This is a genomic window from Mesorhizobium sp. 01N446 (assembly GCF_056399285.1).
On sequence record NZ_JBFTRA010000008.1, the window covers coordinates 168,641 to 193,927 of the forward strand.

Below are 25,287 nucleotides of genomic sequence, written 5' to 3' on the forward strand. Positions count from 1 at the left end.
CCGCAATCCCTGCCATTTTGTACCTTTTTTGTTCTCGTTTGGCAAGAGGGATCAAATATTTGAAAAACAAATGATATCCGGATTTGTTCTTTTTTCGTACCAAGAGACCTAACAGGACCGCACCCCGCATTGGGCCAGACTGTTCGATTGTATCGACCCGCCGAATCGCCATCTTGCTGGCGAAGGTCCACAACGCAGTCTAGCGCTTGTGCAGTTGCAATAACAAAGGGCATATCGCCGGCATGGTGAAATCCGTAGAGATATTGGCCGTAGGCGGCGCCCACATCGACCGGCGTGGCCAGGTGTCCGGCGCCTACGTGCCGGCCGCGTCCAATCCCGGCACGATGCGCGAGGATGTCGGCGGCGGCGTGTTCAACGCGCTGCGCAGCACGGTGCGGCGCGGCGTCTCCGCTTCGCTGCTTTCGATGCGGGGCGGCGATGCGGCGGGCGATACCGTTTCCCGCGCTATCGCCGAGGCTGGCATCGCCGACCTTTCGGCGGTCTTCCTAGACCGCACGACGCCGAGCTATACGGCACTGATCGACAGCGAGGGTGAGTTGATCGTCGGGTTCGCCGACATGGCGCTCTATGATCTGGCGTTCCCCAAGCAGATGAGGCGCTCCAAGGTCCGCGAGGCGATCGCTGCCGCCGACGCCATCTTGTGCGACGCAAATCTGCCGTCGGCGGCACTGGAGCGGCTGGTTTCGCTTGCCGCCGGCAAGCCGGTCTATGCCATAGCTATTTCGCCGGCCAAGGTGGTGCGGCTGATACCGGTGCTCGGCGCGCTGGCGCTGGTCTTCATGAACCGGCGCGAGGCCGTCGTGCTGGCCGGCGTCAACGCCAATGCCGGCGAACGCGATGTCGTCGACGGCCTGCGATGCAGCGGCCTTGCCAACGGCGTGGTCACGGCAGGCGGCGCGCCGGTGCTGGGTTTCGATGAAACGGGCGCGTTTTCGATCCTGCCCCCTGCTCCGAGAAAAATCGCCGACGTCACCGGCGCCGGCGATGCGCTGGCGGGCGCGACGATCGCGGCCTTGCTGCGCGGCCTGCCGCTACGCCAGGCCCTGCGCGAAGGTGTTGCGGCGGCGACGCTGGCCATCGAAAGCGCCAACGCCATTCCCGATTTCACCGCGGCGAGCTTCGCGGAAGCACTGGCTCTTGTGCCCGATGCCAGGGAAGTGGCATGAGACCGGCAAATTCATAAGTCCGGAGTGCAGCCAAGCGTCGACATGGACGTGGGCGCTCCAGGTTGGAGATCCAGATGACCCCAGATACAGCCCGCCCGTTCATCGATATCCACGCGCCGGTGGCGCAAGCCCTGGCCGCCGGGCGTCCTGTCGTGGCGCTGGAAAGCACCATCATCACCCATGGCATGCCCTACCCCGACAATGGCGCCATGGCAGCCAATGTCGAGAAGATCATCAGCGACGGCGGCGCGGTGCCGGCGACGATCGCCGTGGTCGGCGGTCGCATCAAGATCGGCCTGTCCGACGGCGAGCGCGAATCGCTGGCCATGACGGGTGACGCCATGAAGCTGTCGCGCGCCGATCTCGGCTTCGCCGTCGCGCAAGGACGCACCGGCGGCACGACCGTCGCCGCCACGATGATCGCGGCCCATATGGTCGGCATAAAGGTGTTCGCGACCGGCGGCATCGGCGGCGTGCACAAGGGGGCCGAGAAGAGCTTTGACATCTCCGCCGACCTCGATGAACTGGCGCGCACGCCGGTTATCGTCGTCTCGGCCGGCGCCAAGGCGATCCTCGACATCGAAAAGACGCTTGAAGTGCTGGAGACGCGCGGCGTGCCTGTGGTTGGCCATGGCTGCGAGACCATGCCCGCCTTCTGGTCGCGGCAGTCGCCATTCCGCGCGCCGCTGACCCTCTATAAGCCTGAAGAGATCGCGCATTTCTTCCGGACGCGGCAGGCACTGGGCTTGGGTGGCGGCATGTTGATCGCCAACCCGGTGCCGGAAGACCACGAAATCCCGGCCGAGGAGATGGCGGGCTATATCGAAGCGGCGCAAAAGGCCGCCGAGGCGCTCAACGTGACCGGCAAGGCGGTGACGCCGTTCCTGCTGGGAAAAATCCTGGAACTGACCGGCGGCCGCAGCCTGAAGACCAACATCGCGCTGGTCGAAAACAATGCGCGGCTGGCGGCCGAGATCGCCAAGGCCCTGTAGTTCACTTCCCTGCGCGCCGGCCCGCCTCATAGGCGCGGCGTGCCCACACCGTCATCTCGTCGGGATCGTCAAAGGCGCTGTCGGGAATACTCCAGTAGGGCATGGCGACCAGCTTGCCGTGGCGCTTGCCGGTATAGGTCCATTGCTGGCAGCCCGCGGCTTCGAAATCCGGCGCGCTTTGCTCGTCGGCCTTCAGCAGCAACTCGCCGCGCAGCACGATGGCGACGATGACGCCGTCGAAATAGATTCCCTTGCCGCCGAACAGACTGCGGATGCTGACCGGGCCGAGGCCGGCGAAGAGTTCGGCGATGCGTTCATTGTCCATGCCGCGATCATGTCACCGGCATTTGACATTGTCATCGCGCAACCAAAACCATGCTGACAGGTTGAGGCCATTCCACCGGAGTTTTTTGCAATGCCGCTTCTACTCAAGGGGTCCTGTCGCTGCAACGCCGTCCGTTTCGAGGTGGAAAGCCACACACCCGTGCCGTTCATGCTGTGCTACTGCTCGATCTGCCGCAAGCAGCAGGGTGGCGGTGGTTTCGCCATCAATCTCGGCGCCGACTACGAGACGTTGAACATCAGGGGCAAAAGGAGCCTTGGCGTCTATCGGGCCGAGATCGAGGACGACGAGCATCCCCATTGCGAGGTCTCGACCGGCGAGCGCAATTTCTGCAAGAAATGCGGGTCGGCGCTCTGGCTCTACGACCCGACATGGCCGGAGCTCGTGCACCCCTTCGCCTCGGCGATCGACAGCGACCTGCCGAAGGCTCCTGAAAAGGTGCATCTGATGCTCAAATACAAGGCGAACTGGGTCGAGCCTGAGATCGGCAATGGCGACAAGACGTTCGACGTCTACCCCGAAGAATCGATCGCGGACTGGCACAAGCGGACTGGGATGTGGGTGGACTGAGATTTTCTTCTCCCCGTTCTACGGGGAGAGGGACGAGGTATCAGGCCGAGGCGCGTGCTTCAGCCAGCGCCTTGAGGTCGGCCGGCTTCAGTTCGACCGATTCGCCGCAGCCGCAGGCCGAGCTCTGGTTCGGGTTGTGGAAGGTGAAGCCGGTGCGCAGCGTGGTCTGCTCGAAATCCATCTCGGTGCCGAACAGGAACAGCGCGGCTTCCGGCGCGACATAAACGTGGGCGCCGTCGCGCTCGATGTGGTCGTCCTTGGTATTGGGCTCGGTCACCAGGTCGACCGTGTACTCCATGCCGGCGCAGCCGCCCTTCTTGATGCCGAGGCGAATGCCGTGCGCGTTGTCACGGGTAGCCACGATCTCGCGCACCCGGTCGGCGGCCTTTTCGGTCATCGTGATGACGGCAAAGCGTCCCATTCTTGTTCTCCGCGTTCACACAGGTTCAAGGCCTGTGGAATGAGTCTTCACCTAAAATGGTGAAGAATGTTGGCCGGCGCAACCCCGGTCCGTTCAGTGTGCCTTCAACAGCAATTGGCTGGCTTGCCGTTGCAGTACCTCGTGCATTCCTATCGGATGGCTGTCTTCAGCTGCATAAAATCGATCAGTCGCCTCGTCGAATGCCGTCTCCGGCAATTCATCCATCTTGTCCATTCTGGCAAGGCGATCTTGAGGAAAGTCTGCGCCAAAAACCATCAATGCACGTCTAGCAGCCTCGGCATGATCTGGCAGGCCAAGTGCCTGCATCGCGGATATGGCCCGATCCACCGTAATTCCAAGGGAGTTGTGGAAATATTGGTGGAAGCTTCCATTTAGGACATCGCCGAGTAGCAGGTCCGCACAAAGGACATCGACGACATCGGCTGGCAACTCTTGCAGGATCGAATGAAACTCGTTTGGCGCGTTGCAGGCATCCAGAAACCGAACACCACCCCAGCGCTGCATAAGTTTCATAGTTGCGGGCGGCAAGAACTCGGGAACGTCTATTTCCCACTCCTCCACCAGCAGCACCCCTCAATACCAGCCAACCGCCACCTGCGCCTCTTCCGACATGCGGTCGGGCGACCAGGGCGGATCGAAGGTCATGTTGACCTCGACGCCGGACACGCCTTCGACGGCGCCGACGGCGTTTTCGACCCAGCCGGGCATTTCGCCGGCCACCGGGCAGCCCGGCGCGGTCAGCGTCATGTCGATCTTGACCGAACKGTCGTCCTCGATGTCGATCTTGTAGACGAGGCCGAGCTCGTAGATGTCGGCCGGGATTTCCGGGTCGTAGACCGTCTTCAGCGCCGAAACGATGTCGTCGGTCAGCCGCGCCAGTTCGTCGGCGGGAATGGCTGAGGCGGAAACGACGGCGTTCGTGCCGGTTTCCGGAGTGGTCTCGGCAGCGATGCTCGCATCATCCATGGTCGTCACCCAAAAAACTTGCGCGCTTTTTCAAGCGCCTCGGCCAAAGCGTCGACTTCGGCCCTGGTATTATACATGCCGAACGATGCCCTGCATGTGGAGGTTACGCCAAAGCGTTTCAACAGCGGCTGGGCACAATGGGTGCCGGCCCGTACGGCCACGCCCTGCCTGTCTATCACCATCGACACGTCATGGGCATGAATGCCTTGCAGTTCGAAGGAGATGATCGCGCCCTTGCCAGGCGCATCGCCGAAGATGCGCAGCGAGTTGATGGCGCGCAGCCGCTCATGCGCGTAGGTCTTGAGGTCTTCCTCATGCGCCGCGATGCGCTCGCGGCCGATCTTTTCCATGTATTCCAGCGCCGCACCCAGCCCGATCGCCTGGACGATCGGCGGCGTGCCGGCCTCGAAGCGGTGCGGCGGCTCATTGTAGGTGACGATGTCCTCCGTCACCTCCTCGATCATCTCGCCACCGCCCATGAAGGGGCGCATGCCCGCAAGAATGTCCTTCTTGCCGTAGAGCACTCCGATGCCTGAAGGCCCGTAGACCTTGTGGCCGGTGAAGACGAAGAAATCGCAGTCGAGATCCTGGACGTCGATCGGCATATGCACGGCGCTCTGGCTGCCGTCGACCAGCACCGGAATTCCACGCGCATGCGCGATGCGCACGATTTCCTTGATCGGCGTCACCGTGCCCAACGCGTTCGACATCTGCGTGATGGCGACAAGCTTGGTGCGGTCGGTCAGCCGCTTCTCGAATTCCTCGATGTGGAAGGCGCCGAGATCGTCGACCGGCACCCAGACCAGCTTGGCGCCCTGCCGCTCGCGGATGAAATGCCAGGGCACGATGTTGGAGTGGTGCTCCATGATCGACAGCACGATCTCATCGCCCTCGCCGATGTTTGGCATGCCGTAGCCATAGGCGACCGTGTTGATCGCCGAGGTGGTGTTCGAGGTGAAGACGATGTTGTCGGTGCTCGGCGCATTGAGGAAACGGCGCACCGTCTCGCGCGCCTTTTCATAGGCGTCGGTCGCGGCGTTGGACAGGAAATGCAGGCCGCGATGGACGTTGGCGTATTCCTGGGAATAGGCATGCTGGATCGTATCCAGCACCACCTGCGGCTTCTGCGCCGAGGCGCCATTGTCGAGATAGACCAACGGCTTGCCATAGACTTCGCGCGACAGGATCGGGAAGTCGCGGCGGATCGCCTCGACGTCGTAGGGGGTGGCTTCGACTTTCTGGTCCATCGTCTGTCTTTCGATACCCGGGCTCCAGCGTCAGCCGGCCCTTCGCTATGGCTCCGGGCGTTCGTCGCTCAAAAAGCCAAATCGTTGGCTTTTTGTCGGCTACGCCGACCGCTCCTCACCCATGCGTCACAAACCAGTCGTCGAGTCTCGCTTCCAGCGCCTCGACGATCGTCTCATCGTCCAGTTCCTCGATCACCTCGGCGACGAAGGCCTTGACCAGCAGGCCGCGGGCCGACTTCTCGTCGACACCACGCGCCATCAGGTAGAACAGGTGGTCGTGGTCGATCTCGGTCACCGTCGCGCCATGGCCGCAGACGACGTCGTCGGCGAAGATTTCGAGCTCCGGCTTGGTCGAGAACTCGCCATCGTCCGACAACAGCAGCGTGTTGCAGGCCATCTTGGCGTTGGTCTTCTGCGCATATTGGTGGACGTTGATGCGGCCCTGGAAAACGCCGCGCGCCTTACCCGTCACCACGTTGCGGATGATCTCCGTCGAGGTCGTGTGCGGCACGGCGTGGTCGAGCACCATCGTCACGTCGCTATGTGTATCACCGGCCAGAAGGTTGATGCCGCGCAGCTTGAAATCGGCGCCTTCGCCCGTCGTCTTGACCATGACCTCCTGGCGCACGAGCTTGCCGCCGGCGTTCATGACGAACAGCGTCAGTTTCGCGTTCTTGCCGATATGGGCCTTGAACTGCGCCAGATGCGTCGCCGTCTCCGGCTGCTCCTGGACGATCAGCCACGTCACCTCGGCGCCCTCGCCGAGCACCAGCTGGCTGACCGAACTGACCAGCGCGGCGCCATCACCCGCCTGACGCTCGACGATAACCGCCTTGGCGCCGGCGCCGACGCGAACAGCCAGGCGCACATGGGTCTGGCCGCCGGCCTGCAAATTCTGCAGCTCGACCGGCTTTTCCAATTCCGTGCCGTCGGCGATGTCGACAAAATAGCCGTCGGCGACGAAGGCGGTGTTCAGCGCGCCGATCGCATCGTCGCTGCCGTAGGGATCGAGCCCCGGCGCGATGCTGCCATCAATCAGCTTTTCCGACATGCGCTGGACGGTAACGCCTTCAAGCTCCGGCGTCCTGGCGTCGGACTTGCCGTTCAGGACCGGCAGAACGGCGGAGCCTTCGACGATCGGCGCGACGGCCTTGGCCATGGCGGCCGGGTCAAAATCCGGCACCGCGTTCAACAGCCGGCGCAGATCCGTGTAGTGCCAGGATTCGACGCGGCGCGTCGGCAGGCCGTGCTTGATCGCCTCGATCGCGTCGTCGCGCTTCAGCATCACCGCGCCGTCGCCCGGCAGCAGCGACAGCCGATCGCCAAACGCGTCGATCAACGCCGTTTCGGCCGGTGTCCGCTGCGGTTGTGTGTGCATATTCATCAGTTTGACCTTGCCTTCTGGCATCTCACGCGGCTTCGCCGATCACGCCGGCATAGCCATTGGCTTCGAGGTCGAGCGCCAGCGACTTGTCCCCTGATTTGATGACCTGGCCCTTGTAGAGCACGTGCACGCTGTCGGGCACGATGTGTTCGAGCAGGCGCTGGTAGTGGGTGATGACCAGGAAGGCCCGGTCCGGCGCGCGCAGCGCGTTGACGCCGTCGGAGACGATCTTCAGCGCATCGATGTCGAGGCCGGAATCGGTCTCGTCGAGCACGCAGAGCTTCGGCTCCAGGAGCTTCATCTGCAAGATCTCGGCCCGTTTCTTCTCGCCGCCGGAGAAGCCGACATTGAGCGGCCGCTTCAGCATCGCCATGTCCATGCTGAGCGAGGCGGCGGCTTCCTTCACCCGCTTCAGGAATTCCGGGATCTTCAGCGGCTCCTCGCCACGCGCCTTGCGCTGTTCGTTCATCGCCACTTTCAGGAATTCCATGGTCGCCACGCCCGGTATCTCCATCGGATACTGGAAGGCGAGGAAAATGCCCGACGTGGCGCGCTCGGCCGGATCCATTTCGAGGATCGACTGTCCGTTGTAGAGGATGTCGCCTTCGGTGACCTCATAGTCCTCGCGGCCGGCGAGGATATAGGACAGCGTCGACTTGCCCGAGCCGTTCGGGCCCATGATCGCGGCGACCTCGCCGGCTTTCACCGTCAGGTTCAGGCCGCGGATGATTTCGGTGCCGTCATCGACGATGCGGGCATGGAGGTTCTTGATCTCAAGCATTCTTCTGTTTCCTGAATATCTGTCCGGTCAGCCGACCGAGCCCTCAAGCGAGATACCGATCAGCTTCTGCGCCTCGACGGCGAACTCCATCGGCAGCTGCTGGATGACGTCCTTGACGAATCCGTTGACGATCAGCGCGATGGCTTCCTCTTCGGGAATGCCGCGCTGCATGACGTAGAACTTCTGGTCCTCGGAAATCTTCGACGTCGTCGCTTCGTGCTCGAACTGCGCCGTCGAGTTCTTGGCTTCCATGTAAGGCACGGTGTGTGCGCCGCACTGGTCGCCGATCAGCAAACTGTCGCAGTTGGTGAAGTTGCGGGCGTTGGTCGCCTTGCGGTGCGCCGAGACCTGGCCGCGATAGGTGTTCTGCGAGAAGCCGGCGGCGATGCCCTTGGAGATGATGCGGCTCGACGTGTTCTTGCCGAGATGGATCATCTTGGTGCCGCTATCGACCTGCTGGTAACCGTTCGACACGGCGATCGAATAGAATTCGCCCTGGGAATCGTCGCCGCGCAGGATGCAGCTCGGATACTTCCAGGTGATCGCCGAACCGGTCTCGACCTGCGTCCACGAGATCTTCGAACGGTCGCCACGGCAGTCGCCACGCTTGGTGACGAAATTGTAGATGCCGCCCTTGCCCTCGGCGTCGCCGGGGTACCAGTTCTGCACCGTCGAATACTTGATCTCGGCATCGTCGAGCGCCACCAGTTCGACGACCGCGGCATGCAGCTGGTTCTCGTCGCGCTGCGGCGCCGTGCAGCCCTCGAGATAAGAGACGTAAGCCCCCTCCTCGGCGATGATCAGCGTGCGCTCGAACTGGCCGGTGTTCTTCTCGTTCATGCGGAAATAGGTCGACAGCTCCATCGGGCAGCGCACGCCCTTGGGCACGAAGACGAAGGAACCGTCGGTGAACACAGCCGAATTCAGCGTGGCGTAGAAATTGTCTGACGTCGGAACGACCGAGCCGAGATATTTCTGCACCAGCTCCGGATGCTCGCGGATGGCCTCCGAGATCGAGCAGAAGATGACGCCGGCCTGCGCCAGTTCCTTCTTGAAGGTGGTGACGACGGAGACGGAATCGAACACCGCGTCGACGGCGACACGGCCCGATTTGTAGACGTTGTCGCTGGGCTCCTCAAGATCGGACGCATCCGTCTTCTGCACGCCGGCGAGGATCTCCTGCTCGCGCAGCGGAATGCCGAGCTTCTCGTAGACCTTCAGCAGCTCAGGATCGACATCGCTGAGCGAGGACGGGCCAGGCGTGCTCTTGGGCGCCGCGTAATAGTATATGTCCTGGAAATCGATCTTCGGATAATGGACGCGCGCCCAGGTCGGCTCTTCCAGCGTCAGCCAGCGCCGATAGGCTTCCAGGCGCCATTCCAGCATCCAGGACGGCTCGTCCTTCTTGGCCGAAATGAAACGGATGATGTCTTCGCTCAGGCCCTTGGGGGCCTTGTCGACAGCGATCTCGGTCTCGAACCCGTATTTGTATTGGTCGACGTCGATCTTTCGGACCCGATCGATCGTGTCCTGCACAGCAGGCATATGCGTTCTCCATCCACGCCGGGGTCAAGGCCCGACAGTTTTCAAACTATGGCACCGCGAATGGCTGCCCCTGGAGGCGCCGGAAGCGGCGTAAGTTCCATATAGTGCGTCTCGACCGGAAATTCACCCGGCCACTTGCAAACGCACGGCTCTACCAGGCTGCGAAGCCTGAATTCCTTTGACCGCGTCAGGCGGCCTGTTCCCTGCCCGCCCGACGCTGGGCAATTCCCGCCAGCGCCGTGCGGAACAATTCAATGTCCTCGGCGCCCGTCGCCGGGCCGATCGACACGCGCAAGGCGCCAAGACTGTCGCCATAGCCCATGGCTTTCAGCACGTGGCTCGGTCCGACCTTGCCCGACGAACAGGCAGAGCCGGCCGACAGCGCCACACCGGCAAGATCGAAGGCGATCTGCGCGGTTTCGGCCTTGACGCCCGCAATAGCGAAGAATGTCGTGTTGGCAAGCCTTGGCGCGCCGGTTCCAAAGATTTCCGCGTCCGGGACCAGCATTTTCACGATCGCTTCGATCTCGTCGCGGCGCTTGCGCACCGCATCGATCGCCGGCAGTCCGGCCAGCGCTTCGCGGGCGGCAGCGCCAAAACCCGCGATAGCCGCGAGGTTTTCCGTGCCGCCGCGATGGCCCTTCTCCTGGCCGCCGCCATTGATCAGGGGCTTCGGCATCATCAGATCGGCTGCGGCGACGATGGCGCCGACGCCCTTGGGACCGCCGAGCTTGTGCGAAGACAGAATCAAGTAATCGGCGTAACCCGCTGACATGTCGATGGAAACGCGCCCGGCGGCCTGAACCGCGTCGACGACAAGAATGCCGCCAGCTGCCTTGACGATTTCGGCGATGCGATCGATCGGCTGGATGACACCGGTCTCGTTGTTGGCGGCATGGATGGCGACCAGCGCCAGGCCATCGGCCTTGTCGTGACCGGCAAGCGCCGCGGACAAAGCGTCAAGGTCGGCAATGCCGTCGGCATCGACGCCGATGCGCGTCACCTGCGCCGCCGGGAAGCGCCCGCCATTCAACAGGCAGGGATGATCGGCCTCGGAAACGTAGAGCCGGCTCATGCGCACGCTGCCGCGTCCCATCTGCCAATCCGGAGAAAGAAGCGTCGATGCAGCTTCGGTCGCGCCGGAGGTGAAAACGACATGTTCGGGCCTGGCGTTGACCAGAGCCGCGACCTCGCGCCTTGCCGTCTCGATCAGGCGCCGCGCGGCGCGCCCCTCGGCATGGACCGATGACGGGTTGGCGCTCACGTCGAGCGTCGCGACCATGGCCTCGCGGGCCGCTGGGAGCAGCGGCGCACTGGCATTATAGTCGAGATAGGCGCGTTTTGCGGCCATTTTCGTCCAGTTGATCCCGTCAGAAGCCATTCGGTCGTCGTATGGCGTTATTTCCTTGAAATTCCAAGGCGAGCCGTCCTATTTACGCGGCTTGCGGCGCGGGTGGCCGGGCTCGACGTCTGGCCACTCAGTTTTGAATAGTTCTAAACTAGCTTCTAAGAAGACGCTCGCCCTGCGTCAAGGCCAGAGGAAGACTCGTTCCGGGCGCCGCGCATTCGTATTACCCAAGTGGAGTATTTCATGCCTGAGGTCATTTTCACCGGTCCGGCCGGCCGCCTGGAGGGACGCTACCAGCCCTCCAAGGAAAAGAGCGCGCCGATCGCCATCGTCTTGCATCCGCATCCGCAGTTCGGCGGCACGATGAACAACAAGATCGTCTACGACCTCTTCTATATGTTCCAGAAGCGCGATTTCACCACGCTGCGCTTCAATTTCCGAGGCATCGGCCGCAGCCAGGGCGAATTCGACCACGGTACCGGCGAATTGTCGGATGCCGCCGCCGCACTCGACTGGGTCCAGTCGCTGCACCCGGATTCCAAGAGCTGCTGGGTCGCCGGCTATTCCTTCGGCTCTTGGATCGGCATGCAGCTCTTGATGCGCCGGCCGGAGATCGAGGGCTTCATCTCGATCGCGCCGCAGCCCAACACCTATGACTTCTCGTTCCTGGCGCCCTGCCCCTCATCTGGCCTGATCATCCATGGCGACGCCGACAAGGTGGCGCCGCCGAAGGATGTGCAGGGCCTGGTCGACAAGCTGCACACGCAGAAGGGCATCACCATAACGCAGAAGACCTTGCCCGGCGCCAACCACTTTTTCGCCAACCACGCCGATCTTTTGATCGAGGAATGCGCCGACTATCTCGATCGCCGGCTGGCGGGCGAGTTGTCCGATCCAAGGCCGAAGCGGCTGAGATAGACAGGGAAGGCGCAGCGCCGATGTACGAGCCTCCCCATTTCCAGGAAACGCGGCCCGACGCGCTGCATGGCCTGATCAGGGCGCATCCGCTCGGCATGCTGATTTCGAACGGGCCTGACGGCCCGGTCGCCAACGCCATTCCCTTCCTGATCGACGCCGAAGCGTCGCCAAATGGCAGACTGCGGGCTCACCTGGCCAAGGCCAATCCGCACTGGCGCCTCATCGCCGACAATCCGGCATTGCCCGTGCTGATCGTCTTCCAGGGCGCCGATGCCTATGTGACGCCGTCCTGGTACGAGACCAAGCGCGAGACCGGCAAGGTGGTGCCGACCTGGAACTACGCCATCGTGCAGGTGCGCGGCACGGCCAAAGTCATCGACGACCAGGACTGGCTGGCACAGCAGATCGCCGATCTGACCACCTCCCAGGAAGGTGCGCGTGAGGCGCCCTGGGCGGTGACCGATGCGCCGCCACCCTTCATCCAGTCGCAGATCAAGGGCATCATCGGGCTGGAGATCGAGATCAGCGAGATCCACGGCAAGTGGAAGGTCAGCCAGAACCGACCGGTCGCCGATCGCGCCGGCGTGGCGCAGGGGCTGGAAAGCGAAGTCGCCAACGCATCCGACATGGCGCGCCTGGTAAGATCCTACGGCGGCCTGGACAGCAATTAATCTGGCAACGACCTATCTTTCCGGAGCAATCAGCCGGAAGGACGCCTTGCGGACCGGCAATCCTGACGGCGTCGGACGGAAGATGAAGCCGAGCCGGGCGAACACCAGCCCACTGGCCAGCGCGAAGGCGCAGCCAAGGCCGAAGCCGGCCACCGTATCGCTCGGATAGTGCGCGCCGACGAAAACCCTGGTCGAGGCGAGACAGGCGGTGATCACCAGGGCGATATACCAGCGCCGCGGAAACAAGAGCAGGAGAACGCCGAACACCGCCCCCATCGTCGTGGCATGGCCGGATGGAAAACCGGCGAAGCGCGCGTCAAAGGCGAAGGGATGCAGGGCGAGCACGCCAAAATCCTGGAAGTAGAGCGGGCGCGCCCGGCCGATCGCATATTTCAGGACATTGACCAGCAGGCCGGACAGGCCGACGGCGCTCAGCACCAGAAACGCCAGGCAAGTCCAGTTGTAGACAAGCATCAGCGATCGCCGCGAAAGGCTTCGCCAATCGGTCAGATTGGCAGCGACGAGCAAGAGCGCCGCCGGGATCAGGTACCAGCCACCGAGTGCGAACTGGGTCAGGAATTCGGCCACCCCGGCTCCAGACCATTGGCCATGGACCATCCCTGCCGGCGTATCGAGGCGAACAAATGCCGCCGCCGTCAGCAACAGCCAGACCAGGCTCCAGAGCGGCCATGCGATATTGGGGTAACGCGCGGGACGGGTGGCAAAGCGCCCTCTCACGATCCGCGTGGTGTCGCCAAAATTGCTCAGGGATCGGCGCCCTACCCCAAGGAGCCGACCGGAAACTGAAGGGCGCGATTTTACGAGCATTGGGAATTCGACCCCATTGTTGCCGTCATGGGCATCGACGAGCCGTCATGGGGCCACACGATAGAGGCCAAGCGACAATTTGTCTCCCGACGAATAGTTGAGGCCGTCGATCTCGGCGACGCGGTTCGCCGATTTGCCTTGCACCGACAGCATGCCGTTCAGTTTCTGCTCGTCCTCGATCGGCGCTAGGCCCAAGGCACAGGCAGGATCGGCAAGCAGATGCTGCGCCACGCCGCCGACATCGGTCAACACCGTCTTGGTGCCGACCAGGAACACCAGGCTCGGCTCCTGATACCGCGCCGAGGCCAGCACCGTCGTGTCGCAAGGCTTGTTGGCGAGTACCGCCTGCTTGATCGCCGGGCTCAGCCAGATCGGCTTCAGCGACGGGGCAATGACGCCGAACAGCAAGGCATAGGTGATGCCGGCACAGGCGGCGGTGGCGCCAATACGGGGCAACGGCACCTGCCACTGGCGCGAAAACGCGAAATAGCCCGTGCCCAATGCGGCGGCGGCCGCCGGAATGCTCCACCAGGAGAAAGTGTGGGTGAGATAGATCGGCGCTCCGATGCAGACCGCCGCAAGGCCGAGGCTGACCACGACCAGGCCGAAGGCGGTCGACCACCACAGCCATTGCTGCCAGCGTTTGAGCGGCGCATTGGCATCCTCCGGCTGCAATGTCAGCAGCCAGCCGATCAGCAGCGCCATGCCGGGATAGGCCGGCAGAACATAGTGAGGCAGCTTGGTCGGGATCAGCTCGAACACCAGCCAGAACGGGATGTACCAGGCGAGGCAGAAGCGCAGCCTGACATCGTCGCGCAGACGGTTGAGGGCCTGGAGGCCGGCGCCGACCGCGATCAGCCCGAACGGCCACATGAAAAGCGAATAGGTCAGCATGTAGAAGCCGGGCGGCAGGCCATGCGATTCCTCGCCAGACGCGACCTTGCCGAGCATGTCCTTGCCGACCGCCTGCTGCAGGAAAGCGCCGTGGCTTTTCCAGGTGATCGCGGCGAGCCAGGGCAGCGCGATGACCAAAACAAGCAACAGGCCGCGCCCAACCCGGAGCTTCGACAGCCAGCGCCCGTCGCGTTCGAAGGCGAACAGCACCGCGACGGTCAGCGCCGATAAAAGCGGTGCAATCGGCCCCTTGATCAGGATCGCCGCGCCTTGCGCGATCCAGAAAATCCACCAGAGATGGCCGGCGATCGATTCGTTGCGGCGCGATGCCAGATAGATCTGCGCCAGTGCGCCTTGCGCCGCCACGCAGCAGGCCAGCAGCATCGCATCGGTCTTGGCGTCGCGGCCCTCGAAGGCCGTGGCGAAGATCGCGGCCATGACGAGGCCGGCGGCGATGCCGGCATTGGCGCTGAAAAGATTGGTTCCCGTCCAGGTGATCGCCAGCACCGCAAAAGCAATGCCCAGCGCCGAGATCGTGCGATAGACCCAGATCGGCGCTTCGGCGCCCTTGCCGCTTAGCGTCACGGCCGCCGATTGCAGCCAGTATATACCAACCGGCTTCTGGTAGCGCGAGGCCTCCTGGAAGCGGATGTCGACATAGTCGCCGCTCTCGGCCATCTGCTTGGTCGCCTGGACAAAGCGTGACTCGTCGCGGTCGATCGGCGGCAGCGACGCCAGCCCCGAAAGCGTCATCACCAGGCTGAACAGGAAGAGAAGAATGTAGTTCCTGTTCAACGCCATGCTTTAGCCTCTGTGACCATTTTCACCAGCATGTCGCCCAAAAGTGTGCCGCGGTTTTGGGAAGACGACATGCAAAAGATTATACGACGGGCCGCTCAATCGACCTTGGTCATCGCCGCCTTGCGCTCATTGGCGATCAGCCAGAGATTTCTGATGTAGATGAACATGCCCATGGCCTGGCCGGCGATGAACACCGGATCCTGGCGCTGGATGGCATAGATCAGAAGCAGGCCGCCGCCGAACAGCGAGAAGAACCAGAAGGCCACCGGCACGACGCTGCGCTTGGCCTTTTCCGAGGCCAGCCACTGCACGACAAAGCGCATGGTGAAGAAGAACTGCGCAACGAAGCCGAGCAGGATCCACGCATCGAATTGCTTGATGAAGACCTGGTGAAGCCAGGTCCCCAGTTCCTGAAGCACGTTAAACACGCTTGATTTCCTCTACTTTTGGCATTCTGCGGCGCCGGCGGCGCAGCCACCAGACACCGCCGAGATCGAGCGCGCCCTGCAGGCCGCGATCGAAAATGCCGTAATTCGACTTGCCGTGACGGCGCGAGCGGTCGACGACATCGCAATGCACGACCCGGTAGCCTTCCTGGATGACCAAAGCCGGAACGAAGCGGTGGGTGCCGTCGAAGAACGGCAGTTTGCGCAGGATATCGGTGTGCACAGCCTTCAGGCCGCAGCCGGTATCGCGCGTCTCGTCATGCAGGATGGCGTTTCTCAGCCAGTTGGCGAAGCGCGACGCCAGCTGCTTGACCTTGCTGTCGCGACGCTTGAGGCGCTGCCCCTGGGCGGCGCCGAAATCGGGACCGGACTGCCGCAAGGCGTCGACCAGCACGGGAATATATTGCGGATCGTTCTGGCCGTCGCCGTCGATCGTGGCGACGATGCCGCCGCGCGCCGCCCAGGCGCCCGAGCGCACCGAAAGGCTCTGGCCTGCCGATTTCTGGTGCCGCAACTCCCGCACCGGGAACGGGCGAAGTGCCGTCTGCTCGGCAAGCACGGCAGCGGTATCGTCTGTCGAGCCATCATTGACGATGATCAGTTCGAAGTCGCGCCCGGCCATCGCCGCCTCGATCTCGTCGATCAGGAGCGGCAGGTTTGCCGCCTCGTTCCTGCAAGGAATGACGATGGATATCAATGCGTCCGGCATGTCGCGTCGGGGCTCTGTCGTCGGATATGGCATTGGTGGATGCCGTGCGGTGCCGCTCGAGGTCGTGGGCTGCAAGAACCTTTGGCGCGGCGCCTCATTACGCCAGCCGAAACGATGAAGCAAGCATTCGTGCCGGACGGCGCAGCGCGGCGTTTCAAGATCGGGTGATCATCTCGGACATCTTGGGATCCTTTGCGCATAGCCAATCCGACGCAAAACCCGATTCCACTTTTGCTGATCGCGGGTCCCTGATTGAAGCGCGATCTGCCGCAAAACCGGATTCCACTTTTGCTGATCGCGAGTCCCTGATTGAAGCGCGATCTGCCGCAAAACCGGATTCCACTTTTGCTGATCGCGCTTGGATGCTAAACGCGCGCCTTCATGTGGGCCGTGTCAGACCGGCTGGACGCTTTCGGGAAACAAAATATGCCTGCCTTCAAATCCGATTTCCTGCGCACGATGAGCGAGCGCGGCTTCATCCACCAGATTTCGGATGAGACCGGCCTCGACGAGCTTTTCGCCAAGGAAACGGTCACCGCCTATGTCGGCTACGACGCCACCGCCACCAGCCTGCATATCGGCAATCTGATCTCGGCGACCATGCTGTACTGGCTGCAGGAAACCGGACACCGGCCGATCGCGCTGATGGGCGGCGGAACGTCGATGATCGGCGACCCATCCTTCCGCGACGACCAGCGCAGCCTTTTGACGCCCGAGGCGATCGCCACCAACATCGAAGGCATAAAGCGCATCTTCGGCCGGATCCTGCGGTTCGGCGACGGTCCGAACGACGCCATCATGGTCAACAATGCCGACTGGCTGATGAAGCTCAACTATGTCGAGTTCCTGCGCGATGTCGGCCGGCATTTCTCCGTCAACCGCATGCTGACCTTCGACAGCGTCAAGCTCAGGCTCGACCGCGAGCAGTCGCTGTCGTTCCTCGAATTCAACTACATGATCCTGCAGGGCTATGATTTCGTCGAACTCGCCCGGCGCCAGAACTGCCGCCTGCAGATGGGCGGGTCGGACCAGTGGGGCAACATCATCAACGGCGTCGATCTCGGCCACCGCATGGGCACGCCGCAGCTTTACGCGCTGACCACGCCGCTGCTCACGACATCGTCGGGCGCCAAGATGGGCAAGTCGGCGAAGGGTGCGGTCTGGCTCAACGGCGACCTCTTCTCGCCCTATGATTTCTGGCAGTACTGGCGCAACACCGAGGACGCCGATGTCGAGCGCTTCCTGAAGATATTCACGCGCCTGCCTCTCGACGAGATCGCACGCCTGGCCGCGCTCGGCGGCTCCGAGATCAACGAAGCCAAGAAGATCCTGGCGACGGAGACGACGGCGATCGTCCATGGCCGCGAAGCGGCGAACCAGGCAGAGGAAACGGCGCGAAAAACCTTCGAGGAAGGCGCGCTCGCCGAAACCTTGCCGACCGTCGGGGCCGACAAGGCAGCGCTCGAAGCCGGCGTCGGCATCCTGTCGCTGCTGGTCACGGCCGGACTTGCGTCGTCCAATGGCGAGGCACGGCGGCACATACAGGGCGGCGCGGTTCGCATCAACGACCAGTCGGTCAGTGACGACCGCCGCATGATCACGCTTCAGGATCTGAGTCCGGAAAACGTCGTAAAGCTTTCACTGGGCAAGAAAAAACACGTCCTGGTGCGGCCGGCCTGAGGCCGTTTACCGATATTCGAAGATCGACCTGAAGATGCCCGGGGCGATCACCGAGAGCGGGTTGACGTCGAGCACCGGCTTGTTGGCATTGCCCCTCAGCCGGTAGGTGACGCCGATCAGGCCACGGTCGCGGCCGTTGCCAAGCAGCGCGCCGACAATGGGCAGTTCGCCGAAGATGCGGTTGAGGCCATAGACCGGCATGAAGGTGCCGGTCATGTCCATATTGTTGTTCTGGTCATAGAGGATGCCCTGGAACGTCGTGCCGATGCGCGGGCCGCGCAGCACGCCATTGGCCAACTTCAGATAGCCGCCGCCTTTCTCGATCTCGGCGTAGCCGMGCTCGAACTTGACCCGCGACGTATCGAGATTGCCCTTGACCGCCTGGTTGAGGCTGCGGTTGTCGCCGGCCGGCGTGGTCGAGACGATGGAGGCGAGCTTTGGTTCGTTGACGATGAAGAAATTGCTGGTGTCGACCTTGCCCTTCATCGGCCCGTCGCTGGCTCCGGTCAGCGCCAGCATGATCGAGCCGCCTTCCATATGCTCGTAGACGTTCAGGAACCTCAATATCGCGCCGGCGTCCGCTGACTTCACGTTCAGCGAGCGCCGGCCATCGCCGGTTGTGTTGCTGATGGTGATGGCCGCGCCCGAACTTGCCGTGGCGCTGACCTTCAGGCCGTTCACCCTCGAGCCCGCCGCGCTGTAATCGAGCTTCAAATTGGACAGTTGCTCGTCATGGAAGCCGGTGAGCTGCTCGACATCGGCGCTGACGGAAATGTTGTCTGTTCCGGTCGTCTTGGTCGCGGTATCCACATCGGACGTGAACTGCTTGATGAGCGAACGGGCGTCGAGCGCGTTGCCATTGATGTCGACGGCATAGCCCTTGCCCGATCGTTTCACCGCAATCGCGACATTGTCACCCCGGTTCAAGGTGACCTTGCTGAATTTCGCCGACGACAGGGCGCCGTTGACCAGCACGATGCTGCCGTCGATGGAGAATGTTTTGCCGTCGAGGTTGAAATCGGACAGTGTCGTGGTCTCGCCGGCCTTGGTCATGACGAAGGTGACGCTGGCGGGAACCCCTGCCCCCTTGCTCCAGCCGGCCCAGGGAATGTCCAGCCTGGCATTGGTCAGGTCGGCCGAGACGTTCTGGTTGCCGGTGCCGCTCTTGTCGATCGCGACCTTCACCGTTCCGCCAAGCAGCGGCGTCAGGCCGGGCATGGCCGCGGCACGGACCTTGTCGTCGAGCACCAGGGCCACCTTGCGGCTGCGCGCCGGCCCATCGTCGGCCAACGGCTCGATAAGGTCGAGTTCGGCAGGAATGCCGTTGAGCGATGCCTTGGCGGAGATCACCGCCTTTTCGGGGTCGACGGTGATCGAGCCGTCGGCATCCGTCAAGATCTGTCCCTCGAACGGCTTGGCCAGCGACAGGCCGGTGTAGTCGAGCGACACCAGCCAGTCGAGCTTCGAGGTATCGACGCCTGACTGCAGCGGAATGTCGGCCCGGACATGGCCGGTGACGTTGCCGGACAGGTCCTCCGGCAGGAAGCCGACATGGCGCATGGCGTTGATCGGCTCGTACGAGGCAAGTTCGGCGACAGCCGGCGCCTCGCCCTCCACATCGATGTCGAGGGCGCCGATGACCGGCGGGCGGTTCGCCGCCTTGACCGCCAGGGTGCCGTTGCTGGCCGCCACGGTGCGGCCGCTGGGCATGAAGACAGTGCCCGAGGCGAGCGAGATGTCGACGTCATTGCCGTGGAAGGAAACGACGCCGACCGCGTCGCGAATCGGCGGAATGCGGCCGGCCGTGTCAAAACGCGAGCCTTCGATCTGGAAGCGGCCGAACACCTCGTCGGCCGAAAGCGGCACGCCATTGCCGAGGCGATCCGGCACGACCTGGAACTGGAGGCTGGCATCGACGACGCGACCGCCGAACAGATTGTCGAGCACCCAGAGCCGCGCATTGCGCGCCGAAAACCACGGCCATAGCTGCTTGACGTGCGAGACCGGCATGTCATGGACGTTGAGCGCCAGATTGATCCCGGGGGCCTTGCCGTCAACGAAAGCCACGGCCGCGGTGCCGAGCACCTCGCCGGCGGCGGCGGACCGAACCGCGATCTGCTCAGCCACCAATTTATGGCTCTTGGTCTGATAGACGCCGGCGATGCGAGCGAGGAAGGCGAGAGCGGGCTCGGGCGATTCCGACGGCGCCAGGGTCGAACCGTCGCTGGTCAGGTCGTAGCGGTAGGAGGGCTCCTCGCCTGCCGCCCCTGTCGCCGGCTTTGGCCCGATCGAGCCGCCGAAATTGAAGGAGGACCGGCCGGTCTTCAGCAGCAGCCTGTCGACCTGGATCTTGTTGCTGCCATGGACAAGCGTCGCATCGACATCGACATCGGCGGGCAGCAACCCGCGCGTGCCAAGATCGAGCACCGACCCGGCGGACGACAGGGAGGCCGTCAGCCGCGATTCTTTGGTGCCGGATCCTTCCACTCCTGTCAGCTTCAACGCGATCGCGCCGAGCTTCCCGGCGCCGGCGGCAGTGTCGTCGGCAGCCGCCAGATCGACATTCGCATTCAGCGCGGTCACGCGATGCGCGGCGACATCGCGGGTGGCGGCGGCGGCAATCTTGACCGTCCTGCCGTCAACATCGGCCTCCGAGGAAAACTCCACGGCGCCCGGCCCCGACTGAACGACAGTGGCGTCGGCGATCTTGACCAGCTTGATCGCCCCCGCGTCGGGCAGCACGAATTCGACATTGCCGAGATCGATCCGGCGCATGGAATCTTCCCGCACGGCGTCGAGCGCGCGATGGATGTTGCCGAACACCGCCTCGGACAGTTTCTCCGGATCGACGAGGCCGTCCTCATTGCGCAATTGCGCCGTCCAGTCGCCGCCGGACGGCATTGCCGCCACCATGATGCGGGCATCCGAGATCCTGGCGCTGGTCAGCCGCACCTCTCCCCAAAGAAGCGGGATAAGGCGCATGCCGAAGCGGACGCGGCCGGCGTCCGCCATCGGTTTGCCGTCCGATGTCTTCAGGCTGACGTCGCTGACTTGAAGCGCGACGAAGCTCGAACTGTCGAGCGTGATGCGCGCCGGCCCGACCGCCACATCAACATCGACACCAGCGAGCTTCTCGATGGCGGTCTCCGCCTCGGCCCGAAGCCGCTCCGAGCCGACCCCGGATGCCCCGACCAGATAGACAACGACCGCGGCCAAAAGCATGAACGCGACGATGCCGGCGAACACGCGCGACAGGATGCGGAATCCGCGGCCAATCGACGCCTGACCGAGCGGCGGAACGCGGCACGCGGACGGCAGGGCTCCCAGGTCGGTGATCTCGTCACGCCTGAACCTGATCTTCTCGTGCTGCGGTTGCTCCTGATCCACGCAATCTTCCGTTGTACAAATTCGCTCGTGGACGAATCCCCGGTCGACACTATATCGGTGTGGCTTCGCGCGTAACCTCAAACAAGGGCATCGATATGGCTGACCTCGACGTGGGCGATCTTGCGCCGCAATTCGATCTGCCCCGCGATGGTGGCGGCTCTCTAAGCCTTTCGTCCTCGTCCGGCAAACCCGTTGTCCTCTATTTCTATCCGCAGGACGACACGACGAGTTGTACGCAAGAGGCAATCAGCTTTTCGCAGCTGAAACCCGAGTTCGAGAAGGCCGGCGCCGTCGTGATCGGTCTGTCACCCGACAACGTCAAGAAGCACGACAAGTTCAAATCTAAGTACAATCTCACCGTCGACCTTGCCGCCGACGAGGAGCGCAAGGTGATCGAGGCCTACCATCTGTGGGTCGAGAAATCGATGTATGGCCGCAAATATATGGGCGTCGAACGGGCGACGTTCCTGATCGGTCGTGACGGGCGGATCGCAAGGATCTGGCGCAAGGTCCGGGTCAAAGGCCATGCCGAGGAAGTGCTGGAAGCCGTTCGCGCGCTCCAAGCGTCATAACCCAGGAACGCAATCAGCAATTCCGCTCGCGCCGAACGAGGCGTCCTCACTCGTCTGACGTTTCAGCCTTCGGCTGCCGCCGTGTCCGCCAGGATTTCGAAACATGGTTCACATGATCGGCCAGCGCGGCGAGATGGCCGTGCAAGCCGCGCGCGCCGATCATCGACGACAGCGTGACCGATTGCGTGGCGAAGCGCCGCTTGAAATCCTCGCCGCCGCAGAGAAAATCGACTTTGGCAAGGCTGCGGTCGAGCGACCACTGGATATAGTCCATCATCAGCACCATGCCCGGTGAGGCGCGCTCATATTCAGGATCATAGGTGGTGACGAAAGCCATCATCGTGCCGTGCTGTTCGAAATTGATCGAGACGGCCACGATCGTGTCGTGAAGTTCCAACACGAAGATACGTAGCAGGCCGAGTTCGGCCAGCACGGAAATAAGCGCGGCGAGAACCGGCGAGCCCTTGTCGAACAGGTCCGAAACACGGCCGTGCCGGGCGAGCCAGAGGCGCTTCAGCACCGCGACCCGCGCCAGCACCGGCTCGCGTGGTTCGTCCGCATCCAGCAGGCGGAAACGCAATGCACCGCCTTCCTCCATGAACTTGCGGCCACGACGGTAGTTCTGCCGGGCCTTCTTGGACAGCGTCTCGAACCATTCCGCCCCACTCTGCCAGGGGCCCGCGACACGGTAGCTGATTTCAGTGCGGTGGTTGGGCCGAAGCGCCGTGCCATGGTGCGAGGCCGGGTCCAGCAGGGCGTGAACACCGGCATCCGGCAGCAGACGGTTGAGATAGATGAGGTCGAAGCCGCCCTGATCAAAAACGTGCTGCCAGAGGCGGGCGATCACCTGCGGATCGCTGTCGGGCGCAACCAGCGCGTCGCCATAGTCACTGTGATCCTTCGCCGCCCATTCGAGTATGCGGATGCCGGAGCGCTTGAAAGTCGCAAGCGCGATGACGCCGTCGAGCCGGTCGCCGTTCCAGGCAAGCCCGATCCTGAGCGTGCGCCGCTCCTGATGCGGGGTGGTGCGCCACCAGGCCCCGATCCAGTCCGGGTGCTGGAAGACAAGCCCGCCGGCTCGCTGCCAGAGCGCGGCCCAGGCCGGTGCGATCTCGGCCAGGCGCGCCGCCGATGTCACGACTTCGAAGGTGCGTGTCCGCGGGATGGCGAGCACGAAGGGAGCGTTCATGGCCGTGTCCCTTCTTCCGATGATCGCGTGGTCCTTGGCTTTGCACGCCGGATGCGCCTGGCAATGTGTCCCCACATCCGCCTCAGCGGCATGACGTAGAGGCCGGCGAGCGACTGGTAGTCACGCACGTCGCGGTCGACCAGTCCGAACTTGAAGTCCTCGTCGGGCCTCGGCACGCACAATGTTCCGAAGAGCCGGTCCCAGAACGAGAAGAGCAGCCCGAAATTCTTGTCATAGTGGCGCGGATCGGTGCTGTGATGCAGCTGGTGCCAGTGAGGACACAGGATCACATTGTTGAGCGGGCCGAACGAGATCTTGAAATGCGTGTGCCTGACGAAATCCATCATCAGGATGTTGCGCATGACATAGACGTTGACGCCAAAGACGGTCAGTTCGACAAGGTTCAGCGAAATCAGCGACCAGATGCCGAAGCAGACACCGACGACGACGCCATCCCAGGCGCGATTCATCAGTTCGTCGAGCGGGTGAACCCGGTCCTTGGTGATCCCCACCATCACCTCGGCCGAGTGATGCACCTTGTGCAATTCCCAAAGCAGCGGATAGCGATGCTGGGCGACGTGATAGAGATAGTAGGAAATATCGTAGGCGAGCAGCATGGTGAGGGTGAAGATCAGCACCGTCACCGGCCCCGCCGGCCCTTCGACCAGAGGCGGCTGGAACTGGAAGAGCGTCGAAAACAGCCAGTTGGTCGCATAGCCCACCGCCGAGACGAAGACTATGCCGGCGGGCAGCATCAGGAAGGGCATCAGGGCCTTCTTCGTCACCCAGAACAGCAGGTCGGCCCTCGCCGAGGGATGGGTGATGACCTCATGCGGGACGACGAACTCGAAGAACTCCTTCCAGCTCTTCTCCTCGGCGGTGCGCCAATAGGCAACGAGCGCGCTGACAAAAGCAGTCAACAGCAAAAGCCCGGTTGCCAGCAAACTGGTGCTCGAGATCTTGTCGAGGACCTTGCCAACCAGATCGCCCAGCATTCCTGCCGCCATAGTACCTCCCAAACCCCGGTACTGCTTTTAATCGAAAACCGTCAATTAAAAGCAATCGAAGACAGTTAAGGAATCCTAGACTTTGATCCGCGATCAACGGGCGTTCTACTGGCAGCCGACTGGTGCTCATCGCCATGATTTCACGGCATTGTGGCCGCGCCCTTGGCCGTTTCATGCAACCTTTGCCCGCGCAGCGTGCATTCGTCGCCGCATTGGATGCCCCTTGGCTATTTCGCCGCCCTGCCCGGGTCACTGTTCACTGCAAAGTCGAACACAGCCTAGTCGACGCTGCTGGAACCGGCCGGATCATCAGGCCGGCCGTCTTCCGATTTCACCACCCGGTCAGAGCCCCTGCGAAGTTCCGGTCCAATGGTACTTGCCTCCTGCGGTCTGGAGCCAGGCTGGTGTCCGGTGGAACATGTTGCGTTTGAGGTGGCCTTGCCAGAAAGGTGCGAGTATAGGTTGCCCACTACCAGATCGTTGGAGGCCACCCTTGTTTAAATCGCTTGCCAGGAAACTGTTTCCGTCTGTTGAAGCGGCGCCCAAATTAGAAGGAACGATCGAACAAACCGCGCCAACGGACGTTCCGTTCAAGCCCTATATTGCCCGCGATAGAGTGTTCGAAGACCTGGTGTTCGACTTTCACATCGCCAATGAGGTCGGCCATCACTGGTACGCGGCGTCACCGCAGCAGTTCATGCCGGAGCGCAAGTGGTGCTATGATCGGATCAAGCCGGGGATGACGGTCGTGGATTGCGGCGCCCACCACGGCATGATGACCGTGATTTTTGCCAAGCGAGTCGGCCCCACGGGCCGGGTGATCGCCTATGAAGCATTGCCAGAGAATGCCGACGTGATCCGGGCCAACGCGGTCTTGAACGGGTTGCATAATGTGACGGTTCGATCCGTTGGCGTTGGCGCCGCTCCCGCTCAAATTGGTTACGATCGCAACCAGAGCAACATCATGGTGCAGGCCGGCTCGGATAGTGGAGACACCATCTCCATCGTTGACCTGGATAGCGATCTGCCGGGCGATGTTCGTGTCGATTTCCTGAAAGTCGACGTCGAAGGATTTGAGGTTGAGGCGTTGAGCGGTATGAGCCGCGTCCTGGCCATGCGTCCGATAATTGATCTGGAAATCCACAATTTCCTCTCGCCAAATCGAATGGCCTCCCTATCCGCGCTGGCCGCATTCTTTGGCGGCTATCGTTTCACTGCCCTTGGCGATGTCTTCGGCGAAGAGGCGGATATGGGTACAACGTTTAACGTCGACTATCTCTCGCAGTTCGAGAACCCTCACGTCTTCTGCGAGCCGCTTTAGCCGGACGCCTCCCACATCACGGACCGCGAGACGCTGGCTTCCGCGGCGCCAGCGCTCTC

General features: G+C 62.7%; 24 protein-coding genes. 8 read left to right on the forward strand and 16 right to left on the reverse strand.

Annotated elements, in window-relative coordinates; translation table 11 throughout:
- The first annotated feature begins 242 nt into the window (after positions 1–242).
- Entirely contained in the window at positions 243–1,187 is a 945-nt protein-coding gene (locus tag AC1DPX_RS26610) for a carbohydrate kinase family protein (RefSeq protein WP_477240324.1), read from the forward strand.
- A 74-nt stretch (positions 1,188–1,261) separates the two neighbouring features.
- Positions 1,262–2,179: a pseudouridine-5'-phosphate glycosidase gene (locus AC1DPX_RS26615; protein WP_202354686.1), complete on the forward strand. Its 918-nt coding sequence runs from the start codon at positions 1,262–1,264 to the stop codon at positions 2,177–2,179.
- A 1-nt stretch (position 2,180) separates the two neighbouring features.
- On the opposite strand, the gene AC1DPX_RS26620 is transcribed toward AC1DPX_RS26615, so the two are convergent.
- A complete protein-coding gene (locus AC1DPX_RS26620) occupies positions 2,181–2,504 on the reverse strand; it encodes a TfoX/Sxy family protein (protein ID WP_477240326.1) in 324 nt (107 codons plus the stop codon).
- Between the two features lie 90 nt (positions 2,505–2,594).
- Between AC1DPX_RS26620 and AC1DPX_RS26625 the strand changes: the two genes are divergently transcribed.
- On the forward strand, positions 2,595–3,092 hold the full coding sequence (locus AC1DPX_RS26625; protein WP_202354688.1) for a GFA family protein: 498 nt from the start codon (positions 2,595–2,597) through the stop codon (positions 3,090–3,092).
- A gap of 40 nt (positions 3,093–3,132) precedes the next feature.
- Here AC1DPX_RS26625 and sufA read toward each other — a convergent pair whose 3' ends face one another.
- The 8 genes from sufA to AC1DPX_RS26665 all read right to left on the reverse strand — a co-directional run bounded on the left by sufA (position 3,133) and on the right by AC1DPX_RS26665 (position 10,808).
- Positions 3,133–3,513, reverse strand: coding sequence for a Fe-S cluster assembly scaffold SufA (sufA, locus tag AC1DPX_RS26630; protein ID WP_013532156.1), 381 nt, complete (start codon positions 3,511–3,513; stop codon positions 3,133–3,135).
- Positions 3,514–3,606: 93 nt separating this feature from the next.
- Positions 3,607–4,104 (reverse strand): DMP19 family protein, encoded by a 498-nt coding sequence (locus AC1DPX_RS26635; protein ID WP_477240328.1) that lies wholly within the window; start codon positions 4,102–4,104, stop codon positions 3,607–3,609.
- 3 nt (positions 4,105–4,107) lie between these two features.
- A complete protein-coding gene (locus tag AC1DPX_RS26640) occupies positions 4,108–4,500 on the reverse strand; it encodes an SUF system Fe-S cluster assembly protein (protein WP_477240330.1) in 393 nt (130 codons plus the stop codon).
- Positions 4,501–4,505: 5 nt separating this feature from the next.
- A complete protein-coding gene (locus tag AC1DPX_RS26645; protein WP_477240332.1) occupies positions 4,506–5,747 on the reverse strand; it encodes a cysteine desulfurase in 1,242 nt (413 codons plus the stop codon).
- Positions 5,748–5,862: 115 nt separating this feature from the next.
- Entirely contained in the window at positions 5,863–7,131 is a 1,269-nt protein-coding gene (sufD, locus tag AC1DPX_RS26650; RefSeq protein WP_477240334.1) for a Fe-S cluster assembly protein SufD, read from the reverse strand.
- A gap of 25 nt (positions 7,132–7,156) precedes the next feature.
- Complete coding sequence (gene sufC, locus AC1DPX_RS26655) at positions 7,157–7,912, reverse strand: Fe-S cluster assembly ATPase SufC (RefSeq protein WP_015318168.1); 756 nt, start codon at positions 7,910–7,912, stop codon at positions 7,157–7,159.
- Between the two features lie 27 nt (positions 7,913–7,939).
- Entirely contained in the window at positions 7,940–9,457 is a 1,518-nt protein-coding gene (gene sufB / locus AC1DPX_RS26660; protein ID WP_477240336.1) for a Fe-S cluster assembly protein SufB, read from the reverse strand.
- A gap of 187 nt (positions 9,458–9,644) precedes the next feature.
- Positions 9,645–10,808 carry a cysteine desulfurase family protein gene (locus tag AC1DPX_RS26665; RefSeq protein WP_477240529.1) on the reverse strand — a complete coding sequence of 388 codons (1,164 nt, stop codon included), beginning with the start codon at positions 10,806–10,808 and terminating at the stop codon, positions 9,645–9,647.
- Between the two features lie 240 nt (positions 10,809–11,048).
- Between AC1DPX_RS26665 and AC1DPX_RS26670 the strand changes: the two genes are divergently transcribed.
- Complete coding sequence (locus AC1DPX_RS26670; RefSeq protein ID WP_027046762.1) at positions 11,049–11,723, forward strand: alpha/beta hydrolase; 675 nt, start codon at positions 11,049–11,051, stop codon at positions 11,721–11,723.
- 20 nt (positions 11,724–11,743) lie between these two features.
- A complete protein-coding gene (locus AC1DPX_RS26675; protein ID WP_477240338.1) occupies positions 11,744–12,394 on the forward strand; it encodes an FMN-binding negative transcriptional regulator in 651 nt (216 codons plus the stop codon).
- Positions 12,395–12,406: 12 nt separating this feature from the next.
- Here the strand turns inward: AC1DPX_RS26675 and AC1DPX_RS26680 are convergent, their stop codons facing one another.
- From AC1DPX_RS26680 to AC1DPX_RS26695, 4 genes are all read right to left on the reverse strand, one after another.
- Positions 12,407–13,132 (reverse strand): phosphatase PAP2 family protein, encoded by a 726-nt coding sequence (locus AC1DPX_RS26680; RefSeq protein ID WP_477240340.1) that lies wholly within the window; start codon positions 13,130–13,132, stop codon positions 12,407–12,409.
- 135 nt (positions 13,133–13,267) lie between these two features.
- Positions 13,268–14,917 (reverse strand): ArnT family glycosyltransferase, encoded by a 1,650-nt coding sequence (locus tag AC1DPX_RS26685; RefSeq protein ID WP_477240342.1) that lies wholly within the window; start codon positions 14,915–14,917, stop codon positions 13,268–13,270.
- Between the two features lie 95 nt (positions 14,918–15,012).
- On the reverse strand, positions 15,013–15,345 hold the full coding sequence (locus tag AC1DPX_RS26690) for a lipid-A-disaccharide synthase N-terminal domain-containing protein (protein WP_010909058.1): 333 nt from the start codon (positions 15,343–15,345) through the stop codon (positions 15,013–15,015).
- Entirely contained in the window at positions 15,338–16,072 is a 735-nt protein-coding gene (locus AC1DPX_RS26695; RefSeq protein WP_477240344.1) for a glycosyltransferase family 2 protein, read from the reverse strand. The genes AC1DPX_RS26690 and AC1DPX_RS26695 overlap by 8 nt, the downstream gene beginning before the upstream one ends.
- A gap of 426 nt (positions 16,073–16,498) precedes the next feature.
- Here AC1DPX_RS26695 and tyrS point away from each other — a divergent pair, with 426 nt between their 5' ends.
- Positions 16,499–17,752, forward strand: a complete 1,254-nt coding sequence (gene tyrS, locus AC1DPX_RS26700; protein ID WP_477240346.1) for a tyrosine--tRNA ligase — start codon at positions 16,499–16,501, stop codon at positions 17,750–17,752.
- Between the two features lie 6 nt (positions 17,753–17,758).
- Here tyrS and AC1DPX_RS26705 read toward each other — a convergent pair whose 3' ends face one another.
- A complete protein-coding gene (locus AC1DPX_RS26705) occupies positions 17,759–21,139 on the reverse strand; it encodes a hypothetical protein (RefSeq protein WP_477240348.1) in 3,381 nt (1,126 codons plus the stop codon).
- A 95-nt stretch (positions 21,140–21,234) separates the two neighbouring features.
- Here AC1DPX_RS26705 and AC1DPX_RS26710 point away from each other — a divergent pair, with 95 nt between their 5' ends.
- Complete coding sequence (locus tag AC1DPX_RS26710; protein ID WP_477240350.1) at positions 21,235–21,711, forward strand: peroxiredoxin; 477 nt, start codon at positions 21,235–21,237, stop codon at positions 21,709–21,711.
- A gap of 46 nt (positions 21,712–21,757) precedes the next feature.
- Here the strand turns inward: AC1DPX_RS26710 and AC1DPX_RS26715 are convergent, their stop codons facing one another.
- Together AC1DPX_RS26715 and AC1DPX_RS26720 are read right to left on the reverse strand one after the other, a co-directional pair.
- Complete coding sequence (locus AC1DPX_RS26715) at positions 21,758–22,900, reverse strand: GNAT family N-acetyltransferase (RefSeq protein ID WP_477240352.1); 1,143 nt, start codon at positions 22,898–22,900, stop codon at positions 21,758–21,760.
- Positions 22,897–23,895, reverse strand: coding sequence for a sterol desaturase family protein (locus AC1DPX_RS26720; RefSeq protein ID WP_202359433.1), 999 nt, complete (start codon positions 23,893–23,895; stop codon positions 22,897–22,899). Before AC1DPX_RS26720 ends, AC1DPX_RS26715 begins: the two co-directional genes overlap by 4 nt.
- A 505-nt stretch (positions 23,896–24,400) precedes the next feature.
- On the opposite strand from AC1DPX_RS26720, the gene AC1DPX_RS26725 reads away from it, so the two are divergent.
- Positions 24,401–25,228, forward strand: coding sequence for an FkbM family methyltransferase (locus AC1DPX_RS26725; RefSeq protein ID WP_477240354.1), 828 nt, complete (start codon positions 24,401–24,403; stop codon positions 25,226–25,228).
- Positions 25,229–25,287: the final 59 nt, after the last annotated feature.

What these genes read in the sequence shown, in the direction of transcription:
- AC1DPX_RS26610 (WP_477240324.1), top strand. Translation starts at nt 243, where the DNA reads ATGGTGAAATCCGTAGAGATATTGGCCGTAGGCGGCGCCCACATCGAC.
- AC1DPX_RS26615 (WP_202354686.1), top strand. Translation starts at nt 1,262, where the DNA reads ATGACCCCAGATACAGCCCGCCCGTTCATCGATATCCACGCGCCGGTG.
- AC1DPX_RS26620 (WP_477240326.1), bottom strand. Translation starts at nt 2,504, where the DNA reads ATGGACAATGAACGCATCGCCGAACTCTTCGCCGGCCTCGGCCCGGTC.
- AC1DPX_RS26625 (WP_202354688.1), top strand. Translation starts at nt 2,595, where the DNA reads ATGCCGCTTCTACTCAAGGGGTCCTGTCGCTGCAACGCCGTCCGTTTC.
- sufA (WP_013532156.1), bottom strand. Translation starts at nt 3,513, where the DNA reads ATGGGACGCTTTGCCGTCATCACGATGACCGAAAAGGCCGCCGACCGG.
- AC1DPX_RS26645 (WP_477240332.1), bottom strand. Translation starts at nt 5,747, where the DNA reads ATGGACCAGAAAGTCGAAGCCACCCCCTACGACGTCGAGGCGATCCGC.
- sufD (WP_477240334.1), bottom strand. Translation starts at nt 7,131, where the DNA reads ATGAATATGCACACACAACCGCAGCGGACACCGGCCGAAACGGCGTTG.
- sufC (WP_015318168.1), bottom strand. Translation starts at nt 7,912, where the DNA reads ATGCTTGAGATCAAGAACCTCCATGCCCGCATCGTCGATGACGGCACC.
- sufB (WP_477240336.1), bottom strand. Translation starts at nt 9,457, where the DNA reads ATGCCTGCTGTGCAGGACACGATCGATCGGGTCCGAAAGATCGACGTC.
- AC1DPX_RS26665 (WP_477240529.1), bottom strand. Translation starts at nt 10,808, where the DNA reads ATGGCCGCAAAACGCGCCTATCTCGACTATAATGCCAGTGCGCCGCTG.
- AC1DPX_RS26670 (WP_027046762.1), top strand. Translation starts at nt 11,049, where the DNA reads ATGCCTGAGGTCATTTTCACCGGTCCGGCCGGCCGCCTGGAGGGACGC.
- AC1DPX_RS26675 (WP_477240338.1), top strand. Translation starts at nt 11,744, where the DNA reads ATGTACGAGCCTCCCCATTTCCAGGAAACGCGGCCCGACGCGCTGCAT.
- AC1DPX_RS26685 (WP_477240342.1), bottom strand. Translation starts at nt 14,917, where the DNA reads ATGGCGTTGAACAGGAACTACATTCTTCTCTTCCTGTTCAGCCTGGTG.
- AC1DPX_RS26695 (WP_477240344.1), bottom strand. Translation starts at nt 16,072, where the DNA reads ATGCCGGACGCATTGATATCCATCGTCATTCCTTGCAGGAACGAGGCG.
- tyrS (WP_477240346.1), top strand. Translation starts at nt 16,499, where the DNA reads ATGCCTGCCTTCAAATCCGATTTCCTGCGCACGATGAGCGAGCGCGGC.
- AC1DPX_RS26710 (WP_477240350.1), top strand. Translation starts at nt 21,235, where the DNA reads ATGGCTGACCTCGACGTGGGCGATCTTGCGCCGCAATTCGATCTGCCC.
- AC1DPX_RS26715 (WP_477240352.1), bottom strand. Translation starts at nt 22,900, where the DNA reads ATGAACGCTCCCTTCGTGCTCGCCATCCCGCGGACACGCACCTTCGAA.
- AC1DPX_RS26720 (WP_202359433.1), bottom strand. Translation starts at nt 23,895, where the DNA reads ATGCTGGGCGATCTGGTTGGCAAGGTCCTCGACAAGATCTCGAGCACC.